We start from the raw sequence: 19,521 nt of genomic DNA, 5'->3' as shown, positions 1-19,521 counted from the left end.
GAGCACGCCCATGACAAACGCTGATGCGAGCCCAAGCGACGGCCAGCTGCGCCGCTCCGCGGAAGCATTGCATGCCCACGAGCTCGAGGCGTTGGCGCAGGAGGACACGCGGGCGCGGCCGGCGCAATGGCGGCTGTCGCCACAGGCGGTCGTGACCTATCTGATGGGCGGCCGCACCAAATCGGGCGTCGAGATCACGCCGAAATATATCGGCAACCGCCGGCTGATCGAGACCGCGGTGGCGACGCTCGCGACCGACCGCGCGCTGTTGATCCTCGGCGTGCCCGGCACGGCGAAGTCGTGGGTCTCCGAACATCTCGCCGCCGCGATCTCCGGCTCGTCCGAGCTGATCGTGCAATGCACGGCCGGCACCGACGAGAACCAGATCCGCTACGGCTGGAACTACGCGCTGCTACTAGCCAAGGGCCCCTCGCGCGAGGCCATGGTGGCGACGCCCTTGATGCGCGCGATGGAAGCGGGGCGGATCGTACGCTTCGAGGAGCTGACCCGCATGCCGTCGGACGTGCAGGACACGCTGATCACGGTGCTGTCGGAGAAGCTGATGCCGATCGCGGAGATCAACGACGCCGTTCACGCCCGGCGCGGCTTCAACATGATCGCGACGGCGAATGCGCGCGACAAGGGCGTCAACGAATTGTCCTCGGCGCTGAAGCGGCGCTTCAACGTCGTGGTGCTGCCGCTGCCGGCCGACCTCGATGAGGAGGTGAGGATCGTCACCAAGCGCGTCGGCGAAATCGGCGGCGGCCTCGAGCTGCCGAAGATCGCGCCGGCCGACCAGGAGATCATGCGCATCGTCACGGTGTTCCGCGAGCTGCGCGACGGCCAGACGCTCGACGGCCGGCTCAAGCTGAAGTCGCCGTCGGGCTCGCTGTCGACGGCGGAGGCCATCGCGGTGACCATCGGCGCCTGGGCGGAAGCCGGCCATTTCGGCTCCGGCGTGATCGATGCGCAGAGCATGGCGGCGAACCTCGTCGGCGCCATCGTCAAGGATCCGGTGCAGGACAAGGTCGTGCTGCAGGAATATCTCGAAACGGTGGTGCGCGAGCGCAAGCCGTGGGCCGATCTGTACGGCGCGATCCGCGACGTGATCTGACATGGCCGCGCCGCAGCACGATCGCCTGCATCTGCTCGGCATCCGGCATCACGGGCCGGGATCGGCGCGCGCCGTGCTATCAGCGCTGGACGCGGCCGATCCGGCCGTGGTGCTGATCGAAGGGCCGCCGGATGCCGATGAGCTGATCGCGTTCGCCGCCTCGCCCGCGATGGCGCCGCCGATCGCGCTGCTGGTCCACGCCCAGGACGATGCCGCCAATGCGAGCTTCTTTCCGTTCGCGCTGTTCTCGCCCGAATGGCAGGCGATCCGCTGGGCGCTGGCGAGGGGACGGCCGGTCCGCTTCATCGACCTGCCGGCGTCCTACCGCCTCGCCGAACGGGCCAAGCCGAAGCAGCCGGAGGGCAATGAAAGCGAGGCCGCGCCGGAGGACGCCGATGCGCCTGCGCCAGATGAGCCGGACACGGTCGATCCTGAGCTGGCGCAGATCCGGCGCGATCCGCTGGCCTATCTCGCCACCCTTGCCGGCTATGACGACAGCGAGTCCTGGTGGAATGCGATCGTCGAACAGGGGGCGCATGGGCCGGAGATCTTTGCCGCGCTGGAAGCCGCGATCGCGGCGTTGCGCGAGAAGATCGATCCGCTGCCCTACCAGCCTGCCGATGAAGCCCGGCGCGAGCTGCGCCGCGAAGCGCATATGCGCTTGGAAATCGCGGCGGCGCTCGGCGAGCAGGACGGGGCCGTCGCCGTCATCTGCGGCGCCTGGCACGTGCCGGCGCTGCGGCGGAAAGTGGCGCTGAAGGACGATCGCGCGCTGCTGAAGGGGCTGCCGCAGGTCAAGGTCACCGCCACCTGGGTGCCGTGGACGGAGACGCGCCTCGCCGCCGCGTCCGGCTATGGCGCCGGCGTAATTTCGCCGGGCTGGTACGCGCATCTGTGGCAGGGACTGCAGCACGGCCAGGCCGCCGCGCTCGACGCCACCGGCTTCACGACCCGCTGGCAGGCCCGTGTCGCGGAGCTGCTGCGGCGGAACGGGCGGCCGGCATCGACGGCATCTGTCATCGAGGCGTCCCGGCTCGCGATCACGCTGGCCGCGTTGCGCGACGTCGCTTTGCCGGGATTGGCCGAGATGCGCGAGGCGAGCCTTGCGACGCTCTGCGAGGGCGAGACGGCGCCGTTCCGCCTGATCGAGCAGCAGCTCATCATCGGGCAACGTGTCGGCGAGATCGACGACAGCGTGCCGCAGATGCCGCTCGCCGCCGATCTCGCGCGCTGGCAGCGCAAGCTGAAGCTGAAGCCCGAGGCGCTCGACACCGACATCGCGCTCGACCTGCGCAGCGAGGCCGGGCTTGCCAAGTCGCAGCTCCTGCACCGGCTGGGCCTGATCCAGGTGCCGTGGGGACGGTTGCAGGGATCGGGACAGAGCCGCGGCACCTTTCGCGAGAACTGGCGCCTGCGCTGGGAGCCGGAATTCTCAGTGCGTCTCGTCGAGGCGCTGGTGCACGGCACCACCGTCGCGCAGGCTGCGGACAATGCCGCCGTCACCAACGCACAGGCGGCGACCTCGTTGAACACCGTCGCGGCCATCGTGCGCGGCTGTCTCGAAGCGGGTCTGAGCGAGGCGGCCGAGACGACGATCGCGCTGCTGCAGCAGCGCTCGGTCGCGACAAGCGATGTTGCCGATCTCACCGAGGCCGTGCCGCCGCTCGCCGAAATCCTGCGCTACGGCACCGCACGGGCGCTGCCGACCGAGGCGCTGCGCCTGCTGGTGACCAGCCTCGTCGAGGCGATCTGTGCCGGCCTCGTCTATGCCTGCCGCAGCCTGCAGGCCGACGTCGCCGCCGATCTCCGCGGCAGGCTGGCGCGGCTCGACGTCGCGATCGGACTGATCGAGGATCGCGGCCTGCGCGACGGCTGGAGCCGCGCGCTGTTGCACGTCGCCGCCGATGCGGCGGCGCATCCGCTGTTGAAGGGCCTGGCGAACCGCGTGCTGTACGATCAGGGCATCGTGTCACCGGAGCAGACCGCGCTGGCACTGTCGCGCGCGCTGTCCCACAGCGTGCCGACGCTGGAGGCCGGCGACTGGCTCGACGGGTTTCTCGGCCAGAGCGGCCAGGTGCTGCTGCACGACCAGATGCTGCGCCGGATCATCGACGGCTGGCTGGCTGCGATCGACGACGAGGCGTTCAACAACCTGCTGCCGGTGATGCGCCGTGCCTTCGCGAGCTTCGACCGCAACGAGCGGCGGCGCCTGCTGGACGAACTGGCCAGGCAGCGGCCGCTGGCCGTCGGCTCCACCTCCGACGCCAGCCCGCTGCTGCCGCCCGCGCCGCTGCCGGCCACCGCCGCCGGCTTCGACGCGGCCCTGCCCTTGCTGCTGACCATCCTCGGCGCCGACCGGCCGATCAAGGAGGCCAATCGATGAGCGACGACGCTGATGCCGAGCGCAACCGCCGCTGGCGCCTCGTGCTTGGCGGCGACGACCAGGCCGGCCTGTCCGATCGCGATCGGCGCCTCGATGCGGCACTGGCCGGACTCTATGACGCCGGCTCCGGCGGCAAGCGCGGCGGCGGCCGACGCGGCGGTCTCGGCGGCTCGGCGCCGCGCGTCGCGAGCTGGCTCGGCGACATCAGGGAGTTCTTTCCGGCACCGGTCGTGCAGGTGATCCAGAAGGACGCGTTCGAGCGGCTCGGCCTGAAGGAGATGCTGCTGCAGCCTGAGTTTCTCGCAGCCCTCGAAGCCGACGTGCATCTCGTCGCCGACCTCATGGCGCTGCGCTCGGTGATGCCGGAGAAGACCAAGTCGACGGCGCGCCAAGTCGTCGCCAAGGTCGTCAAGGAGCTGATGGAAAAGCTCGATGCCCGCACCACCGAGACGATCCGCGGTGCGGTCGACCGCCGCCGCCGCACCCGCCGACCGCGCGCCGGCGACATCGACTGGCCGCGCACGATCGGCAAGAACCTGCGCCACTGGCAGGCCGAGCATCGCACCATCGTGCCGGAGACGTTGATCGGGCACGCGCGCGCCGCGCGCCGGACCAATCTGGAGGAGGTGATCCTGTGCGTCGACCAGTCGGGCTCGATGGGCACCTCCGTCGTCTACTCCTCGATCTTCGCCGCGGTGCTGGCCTCGATCCCGGCGATCGCGATGAAGCTCGTGGTGTTCGACACCAACATCATCGACCTCACCGAGGAGCTGGCCGATCCGGTCGAGGTGCTGTTCTCGGTGCAGCTCGGCGGCGGCACCGACATCAACCAGGCGCTGGCCTATTGCGAGCGCCTGGTGCGCGAGCCGGCGCGCACGCACATGGTGCTGATCAGCGACCTCATCGAGGGCGGCATCGCCGAGCAGATGCTGGCCCGCGCCAAGGCGCTGGTCTCGTCGGGCGTCAACCTGATCGTGCTGCTCGCGCTCAACGACGATGGCCGCCCGGCCTACGACGCCAAGCACGCCGCGATCCTGGCCGCGCTCGGCTGTCCGGTGTTCGCCTGCACGCCGCATCAGTTTCCGGAGTTGATGGCAACCGCGCTGAAGCGCCAGGACATCTGGTCGTGGGCCGCAGCACAGGACATCAAGCTGGTGCGGCCCGAGGACGGCGTACCGGGCGTGTGAATGAAGCGTCTCGTTCTGTCATGCATCCTGCTGCTCGGGCGCTACGCTGTTCTGCCGGTCGTCGCGCTGGCCGCCGGATTGCTGTTCATCTGGCTGATCGCGCTGGACGACTACACGAGAGTTGCGCTCATCACCGCCCCCATCATGTTCTGCGTGGTCGCGGCCGCCGTCGCGCTGGCGCTCGGAATTCTTTTCGTGCCGGCCCGGCGCGAGCGGAGCAACGTCCTGGACGAAGCAATGGCGCCCGCGCTCTGGCGGATCTGGCAGGAGCTCGATCCAGCCTTCGCCAAGCCGGCGCGCACGCTGCGGTTCGACGCCGAGTTCAATGCGTCGATCAGCGAAGCGCGCGGCTATGCCGGCATCTTCCGCCAGCACGTCACGATGACCGTCGGACTGCCGCTGCTGATGATCCTCGACGAGCGGGCCATCCGCGCCACCATCGCCCACGAGGTTGCCCATGCCGAGCTGCGTCACATCACCGGGGCCGGCAATCTGTTCGACTTTCTGCGCGCCTGCGAGAACGTTCTGCATTATGCGAACCCCGATCGCACCATCACCGGCCGGATTGCAGCACGGCTGCTGCGTGCCGTGCTTGGATGGGTCAACAGGGAGTATCTCGCACTCTCACGTCAGAATGAGCTGGCCGCCGACCGGCGCGCGGCCGCGCTTTTGGGACCATCCGAGATGGCGCGATCGCTCGTGCTGATCGCCGGTGGCGTGGCGCGACTGCGCGAGCTGGTGTTCTCTCCCTTGGAGACCGACATGCTCGGCGCCATCAGCCTGCCGGCGACGCCGCTGCAGCGCATGTCGACCCATCTCGTCGACATCCGCGACCATGATGCGCTCACCGCTGCTGCGGCCAAGACGATCGAGGAGGAGTCCATGGAGGACCCGAACTCGACCCACCCGCCGCTCCGTGCGAGCCTTGCCAATCTCGGCTATGCCACGCTCCCCGCGGTCGATGCGATCGAGGCTCCGGCCATCGAGCGACTGCTCTCACCGCATGCCGCGCCCAACCTGTCGGCCGGGCTCGATGCCGAGTGGCGCAAATTGGCACAGATCCGGGTCCGTCTTGGAGGCTGATATTCAGCATGCCTGCCGGCGACGCCTGCCCCCGTGGAACTCGGCGCGCATCTATGCTAAGGTGCTGCCGTGCACGATCTCCGGGAGCCTTCGGTGCGACGCGCGCAGGTCAAGGTCGATGTCCAGGCCGACGAGCCGGACTGGGCACCTGCGCGACAGGACTTATGGCAGCGCATTGCCGCGCATGATTTCGAGCCGGATACGCCGTTCAACTTCACCCAGCGGTTGGCGCGCGACCATGGCTGGAGCCTCGATGAGGCCCGGGCCGCGATCGAGGCCTATCGCCGCTTCTGCTTTCTCGCGATGGTTTCGCCCACGCCGGTGACGCCCAGCGAGGTGGTTGACGAGGTCTGGCACCAGCATCTGATCTATTCGCGCGACTATTGGGTGATCTGGTGCGGCGAACGGCTCCAGGCCCCGCTGCATCATGATCCGACGCCCGGCGGACCGCAGGCGCAGATGACCTACCGCCGGCAATATGCCGAGACGCTGGCACTGCATGAACGCTTCTTCGGTCCGCCCAGCCCCGATCTGTGGCCTGCGACACACATCCGTTTCGCCGGCCCGCGCTATCACGTCACCGACCTCACCCATTGGCTCATTCTGCCCCGGCCACGCGCATGGCTGCGGCGGCTGTTCAGGAGATGAATATGGCGCTCAATCCGTTCGACTGGACGGCCGGCCCATTCCTACTCGTCTACATCGTTCTCGGCGCCATCATTTTCCTCAAGGCCTTCGCCCTACGCGGAACGATCGGCCCGGCCGCGGCCAAGCCCCAGCCGCCTTTAAACGAGCTCGAGCTGGCCTATCTCGCCGGCGGCGCGCCACGTTTCGGCGATACCGTGCTGCTCGGCTTCGCTGCGAACGGCGCAGCAACCTTCACCGCCCGCGATCACAAGATAACAGTGACTGATCAGACGTCGCTGGCGGCGCTGATGGACCGTCCGCCGCGGCTTGCATTCCGCCCGGAGATGACACGGCAGGAATTCCAGCAGGCGCTTGCGCCACTTACGGCGCGCATTCAGGCGCGGCTGGAGGCTCTCGGCTATGCACCGACCGACAGCCAGATGGTGGCATTCCGCAAGGCCGTATTGCCATTCGTCGGCGCGCTCATCCTGTTCGGACTGATCAAGGTCCTCGTCGGCGCTTCGCGGCAACACGACGTAGGCTTTCTAATACTACTACTCGGTCTTACGGCGCTGGGCGCGGCGATGATCGCAAAGGCGCCCTCCCGCACATACGCCGGCAACGAGGTGCTGCGGAGCTATCAGGCGACGCATGCGCGCGCAGCCCGCGCCCCGCGCGAGCATGAATTGCTACTGGCCGTCGCACTGACCGGCGCGGCGGTGCTGTCCGGCACCGCCTACGCTTCGGTGCTGGCAACATCCAAGGCGCTGAGCAGCAGTGGCGGTGGTTGCGGCGGTGGCGGTTGCGGAGGTGGTGGTGGAGGCGGCTGCGGCGGTTGCAGCTGACAATCAATCGCTCTTCGCCGGTGTCACCGCCGTAGACTTTCCTGTTCGCATCCGACGCGGCATCATGCGCGTCATGAACGACGAAGCACGGCGCGGCATCGGCCATTCGACCAATCTCGTGGGACGTCCCTCGGAATGGCTGGCGAGCTGCGCCTTCAACGACAGCGCGGCGCCGCTGCACATCTGGGGCGTCACCGAGATGAACCCCAGCCTGTTCACGATGCTCGCGCAGGCGGAGCATCTCAACGAGGCCGGCCAGGCCTTCTCGGCCTACATGATGGCGATGTTCGGCCTCGATCCCGAGCAACGCGCCGCGACGTCCGGCGGCCAGCGGCGTTTCCGCTCGTCCTTCCTGCGGCTGATCCAGGGCTGGGGCTTCGACAGCAACGGCCCGGAAGGCGCCGTGCTCAAGGGCTGGGTCGAGAGCCGGTTCGGCCTCGGTCCGTCCTACCACAAGGAGATCATCGAACGCGTGGCAAGCCGGGCCTGGACGACCTATGTCCAGGAGAAGATGTCGAGCCGCTTCCACAACAATGCGATCTGGGTGCAGCTCGATCTGCTGTTCGAATTCTGCCAATGGGCGATCCGCCGCTTCGCCTTTCCAGGCGAGACGCATCTGACGCTGCATCGCGGCGTCAATTCGTTCGACGAGCATTGGATCGTGGCGCGAACAACGCGGCGCGAGGCGGTGGTCCGGCTCAACAACCTCGTCTCGTTCTCCTCCGACCGCGACACTGCGGGCTGCTTCGGCGACATGATCCTCACCGCGCGGATTCCCGTCAGCAAGATCGTGTTCTTCAACGGCCTGCTGTCGTCACATGCGCTGAAGGGCGAAGGCGAATACCTCGTGATCGGCGGCGACTACCGCGTGAGCGTCGACTATGTATGAGCGGATCGCAGCATGACCGCACCCGATGTCGAGGAACGCGCGCTCGCGGCCTATCTCGGCTTTGCCATCGGCGACGCGCTCGGCGCCACCGTCGAGTTCATGACCCGAGGCGAGATCGTCGCGCAATACGGCGTGCATCGCGACATCATCGGCGGCGGCTGGCTCAAGCTCAGGCCGGGGGAGGTCACCGACGACACCGAGATGTCGCTGGCGCTGGGACGCTCGCTGATCCGCAAGCGCGGCTTCGACGCGCGCGACGTCTGCGAGGAGTTTGCCGCCTGGCTCCGGACCGGGCCGGCCGATGTCGGCAACACCTGCCGCCGCGGCATCCGCCGCTACGTCATGCACGGCACGGTCGAAGGCGTCTACGCCGAAGGCGACGCCGGCAATGGCGCGGCGATGCGCGTGCTGCCGGTGGCGCTCGCGACGCTCGAGGCACCGGACAACGCCGAAACCTGGACGCTGGCGCAGGCACGCGCCACGCACCATCATCCGCTGTCGGACGGCGCCTGCATCGCGCTGGTGCGCATGACTCACGCCTTGCTGCTGGGGGAGGGCCAGGACGCCGTCCGCCGCGAAGCCGATGCTCTGATCGGCAAGCACCGCGCCTTCAGCTTCGTCCCCTATCCGGGGCGGAGCTCGGCCTTCGTCGTCGACACCATGCAGACCGTGCTGCACCACTATCTTGCCGCCAACTCGTTCACCGAATGCCTTGTGCAGACCGTCAACCAGGGCGGCGATGCCGACACGACGGGTGCGCTCGCGGGCATGCTGGCCGGCGCCACCTATGGGCTGGCGGCGATTCCTGCGCGCTGGCGCGACAGGCTCGACCGCGACGTGGCGGCGGACATTGAGGTGCAGGTGCCGCGGCTACTGGCGATTGCGCGCGCGATTCGGGCCTGATGTCTTGGAGCAATGGCATCCAGACGTCGCAAAGTGTGCCGGCCGTGGCGGATCGGCTCCGACCGATCGTCGTCTCAGCCACGGCCCTCAACCATTCTGCGCCAACATCTCGCGCAGCGCGTCCGTCAGCCGCGCGAGCTCCGTCTCCGAGCCGATGGTGATACGCAGATAGTCCGCGATCCGCGGGGCGGTGAAATGGCGGACGAGCACGGCGCGCTGGCGCAACGCTGCGGACAGCGCCTGGCCGGAATGGTCCGGATGCCGGGCGAAGACGAAATTGGCGCTGGACGGCAGCACCTCGAAGCCGAGACGAACCAGCGCGGCGGTGAGGTCCGCGCGGTTCTTCATGATGACCGAGCGCGCCTGCTGGAAATGGGCGTCGTCCTCGATCGAGGCGATCGCGCCGGCCTGGGCGGGGCGGCCGAGCGGGTAGGAGTTGAAGCTGTCCTTGACCCGCGTCAGGCCTTCGATCAGCGCGGCGTCGCCGATCGCGTAGCCGACGCGGAGTCCTGCGAGCGCGCGCGATTTCGACATCGTCTGCACCACCAGCAGGTTGGGATGCTCGGAGATCAAGGGGATCGCGGTCTCGGCGCCGAAATCGACATAGGCCTCGTCGATGACGACGGCCGCGTCGCTGCGGGCAGCAACCAGCAGTGCGATCTCGGCACGCGACAGCGCAATTCCGGTCGGTGCGTTCGGATTGGCGATGATCACCGGGCCGGGACGGCCGACATAATCGTCGATACGCACGCGCATCTCGGCATCGAGCGAAACGGTCGCGTAGTCGATTCCGAGCAGCCGGCAGTAGACCGGATAGAAGCTGTAGGTCACGTCAGGGAACAGAAGCGGCGCCGGCTGCTTCAGGAGCGCCGCGAAGGCATGCGCCAGCACCTCATCCGAACCGTTGCCGACGAACACCTGCTCGGGTGAGACCTTGTGATAGGCCGCGAGGGCCTCGCGCAGCCGCGTTGCCTGGGGATCGGGATAGAGGCGCAAGGTGTCGGCCGCGGCGGCCCGTATGGCCCCGATCGCCTTCGGCGAGGGCCCGAACGGACTCTCATTGGTGTTGAGCTTGACCAGGCCCGGGATCTGCGGCTGCTCGCCGGGCACATAGGGCGACAGCCGATGAACGAGCTCGGACCAGAAGCGACTCAAGATTGTTCTCCTGCGCACCCGAGATCCGCCGATCGACGCATCGATCGGAAGCGATGGACGTGCGAACTGAACGTGGTGTGGATCATCGGCAAATGGCGCGCCCGGAACGATTCGAACGTCCGACCCTCAGATTCGTAGTCTGATGCTCTATCCAGCTGAGCTACGGGCGCGTTTTTCGCATTTGGCAGGCTCCGGGCCAGGGGCCGGATCCCGGAAGGCCGGAGCGGCAAACGCCGGCAGGCCTCGCGAAGGGCCCCTGACTAACGGCTCGGAGACCGCTTGGCAAGGCTGGAGCGGGACATTTTGCGACCATTTTTCCGCAGACGCGCCGGCGCGGTTCGGCATGGCCGGAGCGGATGGGCTTCGTTCCGACACGCCAGGAGTTCCGGGCTCAACGCCTGCGGCGTCGCCCGGGGGAATGGCGGATGAGGCCGGTCGGGTTCAGGCGCTGGCGCGCTCGGTCCAGAAGGTCTGCAACTCGACAGGACGGTCAGGGATCGTGATTCGGAAGGTCGCCCCCAGGGTCCCTTCGACCAGTTGGATGTCGCCATCATGGGCCCGGACCAATTCGGCCGCAATCGCAAGGCCCAGCCCCGAGCCGCCCGGACGACCGGCACCGCGGAAGGCCTCGAACAGGTGCTCCCGCACCTTCGCCGGGACACCGGGACCCGTGTCCGAGACCTCCAGGATCGCCACCCCGCCTTCGCGGCGGCCGGTGATGCGGATCTGGCGCACGCCGGCGTCCGCCGCGAGGCTGTCCAGGGCCTGGGCGGCATTGCGCACCAGGTTGAGCAGCACGCGGAACAGCTGGTCGGGGTCGGCATCGATCTTCAGCCCGCGCTCGATCGCCGCGATCCAGGTGATCGATGCATCCGGCGACAGGCCGGCGGTCTCTCGCACCTCGGCGACGACGGGCTCGACCACCACCATGCGGCGGTCCGGCGCCGGCTCCTGGACCTTGCCGTAGGACAGCGTCGACTGGCAGAACGCGATGGCGCGCTCCAGCGAGCGCATCAGCTTCGGCGCGAAGCGCTGCACTCGCGGATCCGGCACGCTGGCGAGCTGGTCCGACAGCAGCTGCGACGAGGCCAAGAGGTTGCGCAGATCGTGGTTGATCTTGGACACGGCGAGGCCGAGCGCGGCGAGCCGGCTCTTCTGATGCAGCATCGAGACGAGGTCGCGCTGCATGTCGGCGAGCTCGCGCTCGGCGACGCCGATCTCGTCGGAACGCTGGCTCGGCACGATGATTCGCGCCACGCTCTCCGGATTTTCGTGGAAGCCGACGAGGCTCGCGGTGAGACGCCGCATCGGCCGCACGAACAGGAAATGCAGGGCGAGATAGACCAGCGCCGCGGTCAGCACCGCCAGCAGCAGCGAAACGCCGAGCAGGTTGCGCGAGAACCGGTACATCGCCTTGCGCAGCGGCTTCTCGTCGGTGACGACCTCGATGAACTGGGCTCGGCCGGGCGCCGGTCCGATCACCCGCATGGTGTGGTCGCCGGTCTCCGTCATCATCGTCAGCGAGTTCACGATCGACGACCACGCCGTCATGTCGCGCATGTCGAAGTCGTGGTCGATCGAGGCGGGCAGGTCGGCGCTCGCGAGCAGACGGCGCTGCTGGCCCATCTTGATGGCGACGCCGCGCGCGTTGATGGAGGTGAGGATCTGCCGCGCCAGCGAATCCGGCACCATGCCGGACGGTGCGGCGTCGAGCACCAGGGCAGCGGTATTTGCGGCCGCCAGGCGGTCGTTGAGCCGGTTGGTCCAGAAATTGGCGATCGCCGGCACGTAGATCAGCACCTCCGCGATCATCACCAGCGGAATGGTCAACAGCAGCAGCTTTCCAGACAAGCCGAGCCGCCGCGACCGTTTCGGTCGCAGGCGCTCCAGGATTGGCTGGTTGTCGCTCTCGGTCACGTATCGCCCTTGTAAGAGACACCCCACCCTTACGGGACCGCAAGATGGGACTGCACCGGAGTCCGGTCAAATTACGGATCGCTCATGTTCCGGTTTCCAAATCGTTCATAATGGAACCCGAAACTGCACGATCTCTGACGTCTTCAACCCCGCCGCGCCGAAGCCATTCTTGCCTTCGTCATGTGCGCAGGGTCTTGTGCGCAGGGACTTGCGTTCTCGTCCTGCCTCGTGTCGTTCGCGACGCTGACCCACGGCTGGTGACGAAGGTCTTGACGAGATCTCGGCGTCGTCGATCCCTGCACCGCCTATGACGTCTTGCCGCGATTGACGAAGGCAGGACGCTCCCTTATAAGCCGCGCCAACCGTCCGCGATGACCCGGCTCGCCCGGGAGCGGCTCGATTTCAGGGCCGGCAGCGGTCCATTTCGGGCCCGTAAACATCACCGGACATCAATCGACATTTCAAGCAGGCAAGTTGTCAACTGGCAAATTGCCCGTCAGCGGAGAACGACCCGTGAAGCGGACTTATCAACCCAGCAAACTGGTGCGCAAGCGCCGTCACGGCTTCCGCGCCCGTCTCGCCACCACCGGCGGCCGCAAGGTCCTTGCCGCGCGTCGCGCCCGGGGCCGCAAGCGTCTCAGCGCCTGAAGCCAGGGCGTCTGTCCCGGAGATTTCCATCATGGATCGGCTACGGCAGCGGGCGGACTTCCTCGCCGTTGCCGATGGCGTGCGGGCGAACAGCCCTGCCTTCGTCGTCCAGCGCCGGGAACGGCCGGACCGGGGCCCGGTCCGGATCGGCTTTACCGTCACCAAGAAGAATGGCACCGCCACGGAGCGTAATCGCATCCGTCGGCGGCTGCGCGAGCTTGTGAAACGGCTCGATCCCCTGTCGATGCGGCCGCACACTGACTACGTGCTGGTCGGCCGGCGGGATGCCCTGTCACGCGACTTCCAGACCATGCTCGCCGATCTCCAGGCGACGCTCCGCCGCCTCGACCGGCCGCAGGCCAAGCCGCAGCCGCGCAAGCCGTCGGATGCGGACAAGCCAAACGCTCCCGCACCGGACGCGCATTCCCGCAAACCGGATTGAACGACGAGACGATAAGAAAACGATGACCGACAATCGCAACACCATCCTCGCCGTCATTCTGTCCGGCCTCGTGCTGATCCTTTGGCAGGTCTTCTACAACGGACCGCAGATGGAGAAGCAGCGCGCGCAGGCCCAGATGCAGGCCGAACTCGCCAAGAAGCAGGCGCCGGCAACGCAGCCCGACAGCGCCGCGCCGTCGGCCACCCCGCAGCCGGGCGCGGCCGCGACCGGCAGCCCGAGCGCGCCGGGCGGCGCCGTGACCAGCACCGGCGTGATGCCGCGCGACACCGCCATCGCCGCCACGCCGCGCGTCAAGATCGACACACCGCGGCTGACCGGCAGCATCTCACTCAAGGGCGCACGCATCGACGACCTGGCCTTCGTGCAGTACCGCGAGACGGTCGATCCGAAATCGCCGGCGATCGTGCTGTTCTCCCCGTCCAACACCGCCGAGCCCTATTATGCCGAGTTCGGCTGGGTGAACGCCGCCGGCGCCAAGGTGCAGGTGCCCGACCAGAACACCGTCTGGCAGCAGGACGGCTCGAATGCGCTGACGCCGTCGACCCCGGTGAAGCTGACCACCACCAACGGCGACGGCCTGACTTTCCAGCGCACCATCAGCGTCGACGATCACTATCTCTTCACCATCAAGGACGACGTCACCAACGCCGGCAACGCACCGGTGACGCTGTATCCCTACGGCCTGATCTCGCGTCACGGCACGCCGCACGTGTCGGGCTATTACATCCTGCACGAAGGCCTGATCGGCTATCTCGGCGAGAAGGGCCTGCAGGAGTTCACCTACAAGAAGATGGACGACGAGAAGGCGGCGAAGTTCGACGTCACCAATGGCTGGCTCGGCATCACCGACAAATATTGGGCGGCGGCGCTGTTGCCGATGACCGATGCGCGGCTGCAGGCAAACTATTCGTCGAAGCTGGTCGACAACCAGCATCGCTACCAGACCGACTATGTCGAGACCCCGCAGACGGTGCCGGCCGGCGGCTCGGCCAGCGTCTCCACCCGGCTGTTCGCCGGCGCCAAGGAGGCCGGCGTGGTCGGCATCAACTTCCCGATCGGCGGCCTCGGCGGCTACAATCAGAAGCTCGCGCTGAACCATTTCGATCTCTTGATCGACTGGGGCTGGTTCTACTTCCTGACCAAGCCGATGTTCCTGGCGCTCGACTTCTTCTTCCGCTTCTTCGGCAATTTCGGCGTCTCGATCCTGCTGGTGACGGTGCTGGTGAAGGCCTTGTTCTTCCCGCTGGCCAACAAGTCCTACGCCTCGATGGCCAAGATGAAGGCGATCCAGCCGCAGCTGCAGGCGCTCAAGGAGCGCTATCCGGACGACCGGATGAAGCAGCAGCAGGAGATGATGGAGATCTACAAGAAGGAGAAGATCAACCCGGTCGCCGGCTGTCTCCCGGTCGTGCTGCAGATCCCGGTGTTCTTCTCGCTCTACAAGGTTCTCTTCGTCACGATCGAGATGCGGCACGCGCCGTTCATCAGCTGGATCAAGGATCTCTCGGCTCCGGATCCGACCAATCTGTTCACGCTGTTCGGCCTGATCCCGTTCGATCCGACGCAGCTGCCGCTGTTCGGCCATTACCTCGCGCTCGGTATCTGGCCGATCATCATGGGCATCACGATGTGGTTCCAGATGAAGCTGAACCCGACGCCGCCCGATCCGACCCAGGCGATGATCTTCAACTGGATGCCGCTGATCTTCACCTTCATGCTCGCGGGCTTCCCGGCCGGCCTCGTGATCTACTGGGCCTGGAACAACACGCTTTCGGTGCTGCAGCAGGGCTTCATCATGCGCCGCAATGGCGTGAAGGTGGAGTTGTTCGACAACATCCGCGGCACGTTCAAAAAAAAAAGCGGCGTGACGAGTAAGGCGGCGTGAGCCGCTGAAGCAACCAACCATCTACCGTCATGGCCGGGCTTGTCCCGGCCATCCACGTTTTGATATCCCGCGCAATGGGCGTGGATGCCCGGGTCAAGCCCGGGCATGACGAAGAGCGAGGCCTTGTCATGACCACCAGCCACGACACCGACGAGCGCCTGATCGAAAAAGGTCGCAAGCTGTTCGCCCAATCGTGGCGCTTCACCCATGCATCTCCCTCGATCGAAAGCCTGCCGCCGATGGGGGCGATCGAGGTCGCCTTCGCCGGCCGCTCCAATGTCGGCAAGTCCAGCCTGATCAACGCGCTGACCGGCCAGAACGCGCTGGCGCGCACCTCGCATACGCCGGGCCGCACCCAGGAGCTGATCTTCTTCGAGGGGCCCGAGCATGCGCCGCTGCGGCTGGTCGACATGCCCGGCTATGGATATGCCGCCGCGGCGAAGACCAAGGTCGCGTCCTGGACCGAGCTGATCCACAAATTCCTGCTCGGCCGCGCCTCTCTCGCCCGCGTCTATGTGCTGATCGATGCCCGTCATGGGCTGAAGGAAGTCGATCAGGAGATCCTCAAGACGCTGGACCGGTCCGCCGTCAGCTATCAGCTCGTCCTGACCAAGGCCGACCAGATCAAGCCGGCTGAGCTCGCAAGCCGGATCGCCGAGACCGAGGCCGCGCTCGCCAAGCATCCGGCGGCGTTTCCTCACGTGCTGGCGACGTCGTCACGATCCGGCACCGGCATGCCGGAGCTGCGTGCCGCCATGGTGCGGCTGCTGGAAGAGCGCAGCACATGATGACGCCGTGGCGAATCCTGGTCGCAATGGCCGGGCTGATGGGCGCCGCCGGCGTCGCGCTGGCGGCCAAGGCCGCGCACGAGCCCGACGCAGCGCGGCTCGCGACCGCCTCCACCATGCTGCTGTTCCACGCCTGCGCCCTGCTCGGCACCATCGCGCTGGCAGAGCGCGGCGTGGTTCATCGGCGCATCGGCCTGGTCACGGCGATCGGCTTCGTGCTCGGCCCGGCCCTGTTCGCCAGCGACCTCCTGATGCGGCAGTTCACCGGCGACCGGCTGTTTCCGTTCGCGGCGCCGATCGGCGGTAGCTTGCAGATCGCGAGCTGGCTCGCACTCGCGGTCTGCGCGCTGTGGCCGCGGCGGGCGTGATCCGGCGCTTTGCGCCGCGGGCGGCAATCGGCTAGAACGCGGCGCGACGCCCCCGACAGCCGAGACCTCCCAGACATGACCGACGCGACCACCATCAGCCCGCTCGATCAGGCCCGCATCCTGTCCGAAGCGCTCCCGCACATGCAGGAGTACGACGACGAAACCATCGTCATCAAATATGGCGGCCACGCCATGGGCGACGAGGACACCGCAAAAGCGTTCGCGCGCGACATCGTGCTGCTGGAGCAGACCGCGATCAATCCGGTGGTGGTGCATGGCGGCGGCCCGCAGATCGCGACCATGCTCAAGCGCCTCGGCATCGTCTCCGAATTCGCCGCCGGCCTGCGCATCACGGACGCGGCGACGATCGAGATCGTCGAGATGGTGCTGGCCGGCTCGATCAACAAGCAGCTGGTCGGCTACATCAACGAGGCCGGCGGCAAGGCCGTCGGGCTGTGCGGCAAGGACGGCAACATGGTGCGCGCGGTCAAGGCGACCCGCACCATGGTCGATCCTGACAGTCACATCGAGAAGGTGGTCGATCTCGGCTTCGTCGGCGAGCCGGACAAGGTCGATCTGACGCTGCTGAATCAGCTGATCGGCTACGAGCTGATCCCGATCCTCGCACCGCTGGCGACCTCGAAGGAAGGCCAGACCTTCAACGTGAACGCCGATACGTTCGCCGGGGCCGTGGCCGGTGCGCTGAAGGCCAAGCGCCTCCTGCTGCTCACCGACGTGCCCGGCGTGCTCGACAAGTCGAAGAAGCTGATTCCGGAATTGTCGGTGAAGGACGCACGCAAGCTGATCGCCGACGGCACCATCTCCGGCGGCATGATCCCGAAGGTCGAGACCTGCATCTACGCACTCGAGCAGGGCGTGCAGGGCGTCGTCATCCTGGACGGCAAGGTGCAGCATGCCGTGCTGCTCGAGCTGTTCACCAACCAGGGCACGGGCACGCTGATCCACAAGTGAGCACTTCCCGCCAACTCTCTCCGTCATGGCCGGGCGAAAGCGCGGAGCGCGTCTTCGCAATGCAGACAGCCCGGCCATCCACGTTGTTCGGCGAGTTCGGAGCGAGAAACATGGATGCCCGGGTCAAGCCCGGGCATGACGATGGGGAGAGAGCGGGGCGTATCAAACCCTCCCGGACTCGCGCTCCGCTCAGCCTCACTGTGATCCTTCTGGCCTTGTTCGCCTCCCTCACCCCCGCCCGCGCCGACCTCAAGCTCTGCAACCGAATGAGCTACGTCGTCGAGGCCGCAATCGGCATCGACGAGAAGGCGGCAACCGCGACACGCGGATGGTTCCGGCTCGATCCGGCGACCTGCCGCGTGGTGCTGCAGGGGACGATGACCGCCGACCGCATTCTCCTGCATGCACGCGCGCTCAGCCTCTACGGCGCGTCGCCGCTCGCCGAGAACGGCAACGATCAGCTGTGCGTGGCGGCGGACAATTTCGTCATCGCCGCCGCCCGCCAGTGCCGCACCGGTCAGACGCCGGCGGCGTTCACGCAGGTGACGCCGAGCAAGGCCGACGACGGCACCCTGATCGCCTATCTCGCCGAGAGCGCAGAATATGACGACGAGCAGGCGCGGCTCGCCGGCATCCAGCGGCTGCTCGGCATCGCCGGCTATGACGCCTCGCCGATCGACGGCGTCGACGGGCCGAAGACGCAAGCCGCGCTCGCGGCGTTCCTGAAAAGCCGCGGGCTGTCATCCGACGTCGTGTCGCAGCCGAATTTCTTCGCGACCATGGTGGACGCGGTGCAGACGCCCTCCCCCACCGGGCTGACCTGGTGCAACGACACCCCGCACAAGGTCATGGCGGCGGTCGGCACCGACGACGGCCGCACCGTGGTCAGCCGCGGCTGGTACCGCATCGATGCCGGCAAATGCCTGCATCCCGACATCGCCGGGCAGCCGAAGAAGGTCTACAGCTTCGCCGAGGCGGTCGACGATGAGAACCGCACCATCAAACTGAAGAACAAGCCGCTGAACTGGGGCGGGCTGGTGCAACTCTGCACCCGCGAGAACAAGTTCGAGACATCAGAGCAGGGCGACTGCCCGAGCCGCGGCTTCACCGCCACCGGATTCACCGCCGTCGACATCACCCGCGGCGGCAAGACGCTGCGCTTCGCGTTGCCGTGATGGGCATAGCGACGTTGCCCACGTTGCCACCACACCCACAGCTGTCATCCCGGCGAACGCCGGGATCCATAACCACCGGCCGAGGTTTGGGCCATCGGCATCAGCCATCATGCCGCAAGATAGCTTCCGCGGTATGGGTCCCGGCGTTCGCCGGGACGACAGCGGAATATGCCGCCCTAGCCGGGCATGATGACCGAAGGCAGGATGGACCGACGCCCACATGACAAAATCCCCTCGCGCCTTCGATCACGTCGACACCTGGGTGTTCGACCTCGACAACACGCTGTATCCGCATCACGTCAATCTGTGGCAGCAGGTCGATGCCAGGATCGGCGAGTTCGTCTCCAACTGGCTCAAGGTCGATGCGGAGGAGGCGCGCCGCATCCAGAAGGACTACTACCGCCGCTACGGCACCACGATGCGCGGCATGATGACCGAGCACGGCGTGCACGCCGACGACTTCCTTGCCTACGTGCACAAGATCGACCACTCGCCGCTGGAGCCGAACCCGGCGATGGGCGCGGCGATCGAGAAGCTGCCGGGGCGCAAGCTGATCCTGACCAACGGCTCGGTCGACCACGTCGACGCGGTGCTGGCGCGGCTCGGCATTGCCGCGCATTTCCACGGCGTATTCGACATCATCGCCGCCGAGTTGACGCCGAAGCCGGCGCGCGAGACCTATGACAAATTCCTCAAGCTCCATGACGTCGATCCTGCCAGGGCCACGATGTTCGAGGATCTCGCCCGCAATCTCGTCGTCCCGCACGACCTCGGCATGACGACCGTGCTGGTAGTGCCCGACGGCACCAAGGAGGTGGTGCGCGAGGACTGGGAGCTGGCGGGGCGCGACGATCCGCATGTCGATCATGTCACGGACGATCTGACCGGGTTCTTGCAGCGGCTGGTGGGGTGAAACCCGCCACGCATTGAGCTGTCATTCCGGGACGATGCGAAGCATCGAACCCGGAATGACGGAGCATGATAAGCCGCACCTCCCGCGCGGACGGCCCCCGCCACCGATGCGTCCTTGACTCTCCGGGTCCAAATCCCGAAAAAGCCGCCCTGCCCACCATGCTCGTACACGGCCGTCCCCGGCTTTCTGCCCAGGGACCAAGCGAG

The 19,521-nt window shown here is 67.0% G+C and carries 18 protein-coding genes and 1 tRNA gene; 16 read left to right on the top strand and 3 right to left on the bottom strand.

What is annotated here, in order from left to right; translation table 11 throughout:
• The first annotated feature begins 10 nt into the window (after window positions 1-10).
• The 8 genes from QX048_RS00445 (at window position 11) to draG (ending at window position 9,031) form a co-directional block, all read left to right on the top strand.
• Window positions 11-1,114 carry an AAA family ATPase gene (locus QX048_RS00445; protein WP_315825874.1) on the top strand — a complete coding sequence of 368 codons (1,104 nt, stop codon included), beginning with the start codon at window positions 11-13 and terminating at the stop codon, window positions 1,112-1,114.
• A 1-nt stretch (window position 1,115) separates the two neighbouring features.
• Window positions 1,116-3,497: a DUF5682 family protein gene (locus QX048_RS00440; protein ID WP_316200360.1), complete on the top strand. Its 2,382-nt coding sequence runs from the start codon at window positions 1,116-1,118 to the stop codon at window positions 3,495-3,497.
• A complete protein-coding gene (locus QX048_RS00435) occupies window positions 3,494-4,684 on the top strand; it encodes a vWA domain-containing protein (RefSeq protein WP_315752196.1) in 1,191 nt (396 codons plus the stop codon). Before QX048_RS00440 ends, QX048_RS00435 begins: the two co-directional genes overlap by 4 nt.
• On the top strand, window positions 4,685-5,767 hold the full coding sequence (locus QX048_RS00430; protein ID WP_316172744.1) for a M48 family metallopeptidase: 1,083 nt from the start codon (window positions 4,685-4,687) through the stop codon (window positions 5,765-5,767).
• Window positions 5,768-5,860: 93 nt separating this feature from the next.
• Window positions 5,861-6,415 (top strand): hypothetical protein, encoded by a 555-nt coding sequence (locus QX048_RS00425; protein WP_315752198.1) that lies wholly within the window; start codon window positions 5,861-5,863, stop codon window positions 6,413-6,415.
• A gap of 2 nt (window positions 6,416-6,417) precedes the next feature.
• A complete protein-coding gene (locus QX048_RS00420) occupies window positions 6,418-7,239 on the top strand; it encodes a TIGR04222 domain-containing membrane protein (protein WP_316172745.1) in 822 nt (273 codons plus the stop codon).
• A 64-nt stretch (window positions 7,240-7,303) separates the two neighbouring features.
• Window positions 7,304-8,128, top strand: coding sequence for an NAD(+)--dinitrogen-reductase ADP-D-ribosyltransferase (locus tag QX048_RS00415; protein ID WP_316172746.1), 825 nt, complete (start codon window positions 7,304-7,306; stop codon window positions 8,126-8,128).
• Between the two features lie 12 nt (window positions 8,129-8,140).
• Window positions 8,141-9,031, top strand: a complete 891-nt coding sequence (gene draG, locus QX048_RS00410) for an ADP-ribosyl-[dinitrogen reductase] hydrolase (protein ID WP_316193322.1) — start codon at window positions 8,141-8,143, stop codon at window positions 9,029-9,031.
• An 87-nt stretch (window positions 9,032-9,118) separates the two neighbouring features.
• On the opposite strand, the gene hisC is transcribed toward draG, so the two are convergent.
• The 3 genes from hisC to QX048_RS00395 form a co-directional block, all read right to left on the bottom strand.
• On the bottom strand, window positions 9,119-10,186 hold the full coding sequence (hisC, locus tag QX048_RS00405) for a histidinol-phosphate transaminase (RefSeq protein WP_316193321.1): 1,068 nt from the start codon (window positions 10,184-10,186) through the stop codon (window positions 9,119-9,121).
• 93 nt (window positions 10,187-10,279) lie between these two features.
• Window positions 10,280-10,356: transfer RNA gene (locus tag QX048_RS00400), tRNA-Arg, on the bottom strand.
• Window positions 10,357-10,627: 271 nt separating this feature from the next.
• Complete coding sequence (locus QX048_RS00395) at window positions 10,628-12,103, bottom strand: HAMP domain-containing sensor histidine kinase (RefSeq protein ID WP_315715364.1); 1,476 nt, start codon at window positions 12,101-12,103, stop codon at window positions 10,628-10,630.
• Window positions 12,104-12,616: 513 nt separating this feature from the next.
• On the opposite strand from QX048_RS00395, the gene rpmH reads away from it, so the two are divergent.
• From rpmH to QX048_RS00355, 8 genes are all read left to right on the top strand, one after another.
• On the top strand, window positions 12,617-12,751 hold the full coding sequence (gene rpmH / locus QX048_RS00390) for a 50S ribosomal protein L34 (RefSeq protein ID WP_006609582.1): 135 nt from the start codon (window positions 12,617-12,619) through the stop codon (window positions 12,749-12,751).
• Window positions 12,752-12,782: 31 nt separating this feature from the next.
• The gene (rnpA, locus tag QX048_RS00385; protein ID WP_315715363.1) at window positions 12,783-13,193 is read left to right on the top strand and encodes a ribonuclease P protein component; all 411 of its coding nucleotides are present in this window, start codon (window positions 12,783-12,785) and stop codon (window positions 13,191-13,193) included.
• 22 nt (window positions 13,194-13,215) lie between these two features.
• Window positions 13,216-15,099 carry a membrane protein insertase YidC gene (yidC, locus tag QX048_RS00380; protein ID WP_316200361.1) on the top strand — a complete coding sequence of 628 codons (1,884 nt, stop codon included), beginning with the start codon at window positions 13,216-13,218 and terminating at the stop codon, window positions 15,097-15,099.
• Between the two features lie 128 nt (window positions 15,100-15,227).
• Window positions 15,228-15,887, top strand: a complete 660-nt coding sequence (gene yihA / locus QX048_RS00375; protein ID WP_315715361.1) for a ribosome biogenesis GTP-binding protein YihA/YsxC — start codon at window positions 15,228-15,230, stop codon at window positions 15,885-15,887.
• Window positions 15,884-16,255: a DUF423 domain-containing protein gene (locus QX048_RS00370; RefSeq protein WP_315752203.1), complete on the top strand. Its 372-nt coding sequence runs from the start codon at window positions 15,884-15,886 to the stop codon at window positions 16,253-16,255. The genes yihA and QX048_RS00370 overlap by 4 nt, the downstream gene beginning before the upstream one ends.
• A gap of 75 nt (window positions 16,256-16,330) precedes the next feature.
• Entirely contained in the window at window positions 16,331-17,227 is an 897-nt protein-coding gene (gene argB / locus QX048_RS00365; RefSeq protein WP_012047096.1) for an acetylglutamate kinase, read from the top strand.
• Window positions 17,228-17,337: 110 nt separating this feature from the next.
• On the top strand, window positions 17,338-18,402 hold the full coding sequence (locus QX048_RS00360) for a DUF1036 domain-containing protein (RefSeq protein WP_316200362.1): 1,065 nt from the start codon (window positions 17,338-17,340) through the stop codon (window positions 18,400-18,402).
• A gap of 220 nt (window positions 18,403-18,622) precedes the next feature.
• Entirely contained in the window at window positions 18,623-19,315 is a 693-nt protein-coding gene (locus QX048_RS00355; RefSeq protein WP_315752205.1) for a pyrimidine 5'-nucleotidase, read from the top strand.
• The last annotated feature ends 206 nt before the right edge of the window (window positions 19,316-19,521 follow it).

The organism is Bradyrhizobium sp. SZCCHNS30572 (assembly GCF_032484415.1).
In the GTDB taxonomy this organism is placed as follows: domain Bacteria; phylum Pseudomonadota; class Alphaproteobacteria; order Rhizobiales; family Xanthobacteraceae; genus Bradyrhizobium.
This window is presented reverse-complemented; position numbering and strand designations above follow the sequence as displayed.

Bases quoted from the DNA above. Each gene is read 5' to 3' on its own strand.
- QX048_RS00445 (WP_315825874.1), top strand. From the start codon at position 11: ATGACAAACGCTGATGCGAGCCCAAGCGACGGCCAGCTGCGCCGCTCC.
- QX048_RS00440 (WP_316200360.1), top strand. From the start codon at position 1,116: ATGGCCGCGCCGCAGCACGATCGCCTGCATCTGCTCGGCATCCGGCAT.
- QX048_RS00435 (WP_315752196.1), top strand. From the start codon at position 3,494: ATGAGCGACGACGCTGATGCCGAGCGCAACCGCCGCTGGCGCCTCGTG.
- QX048_RS00430 (WP_316172744.1), top strand. From the start codon at position 4,685: ATGAAGCGTCTCGTTCTGTCATGCATCCTGCTGCTCGGGCGCTACGCT.
- QX048_RS00420 (WP_316172745.1), top strand. From the start codon at position 6,418: ATGGCGCTCAATCCGTTCGACTGGACGGCCGGCCCATTCCTACTCGTC.
- QX048_RS00415 (WP_316172746.1), top strand. From the start codon at position 7,304: ATGCGCGTCATGAACGACGAAGCACGGCGCGGCATCGGCCATTCGACC.
- draG (WP_316193322.1), top strand. From the start codon at position 8,141: ATGACCGCACCCGATGTCGAGGAACGCGCGCTCGCGGCCTATCTCGGC.
- rnpA (WP_315715363.1), top strand. From the start codon at position 12,783: ATGGATCGGCTACGGCAGCGGGCGGACTTCCTCGCCGTTGCCGATGGC.
- yidC (WP_316200361.1), top strand. From the start codon at position 13,216: ATGACCGACAATCGCAACACCATCCTCGCCGTCATTCTGTCCGGCCTC.
- yihA (WP_315715361.1), top strand. From the start codon at position 15,228: ATGACCACCAGCCACGACACCGACGAGCGCCTGATCGAAAAAGGTCGC.
- QX048_RS00370 (WP_315752203.1), top strand. From the start codon at position 15,884: ATGATGACGCCGTGGCGAATCCTGGTCGCAATGGCCGGGCTGATGGGC.
- argB (WP_012047096.1), top strand. From the start codon at position 16,331: ATGACCGACGCGACCACCATCAGCCCGCTCGATCAGGCCCGCATCCTG.
- QX048_RS00360 (WP_316200362.1), top strand. From the start codon at position 17,338: ATGGATGCCCGGGTCAAGCCCGGGCATGACGATGGGGAGAGAGCGGGG.
- QX048_RS00355 (WP_315752205.1), top strand. From the start codon at position 18,623: ATGACAAAATCCCCTCGCGCCTTCGATCACGTCGACACCTGGGTGTTC.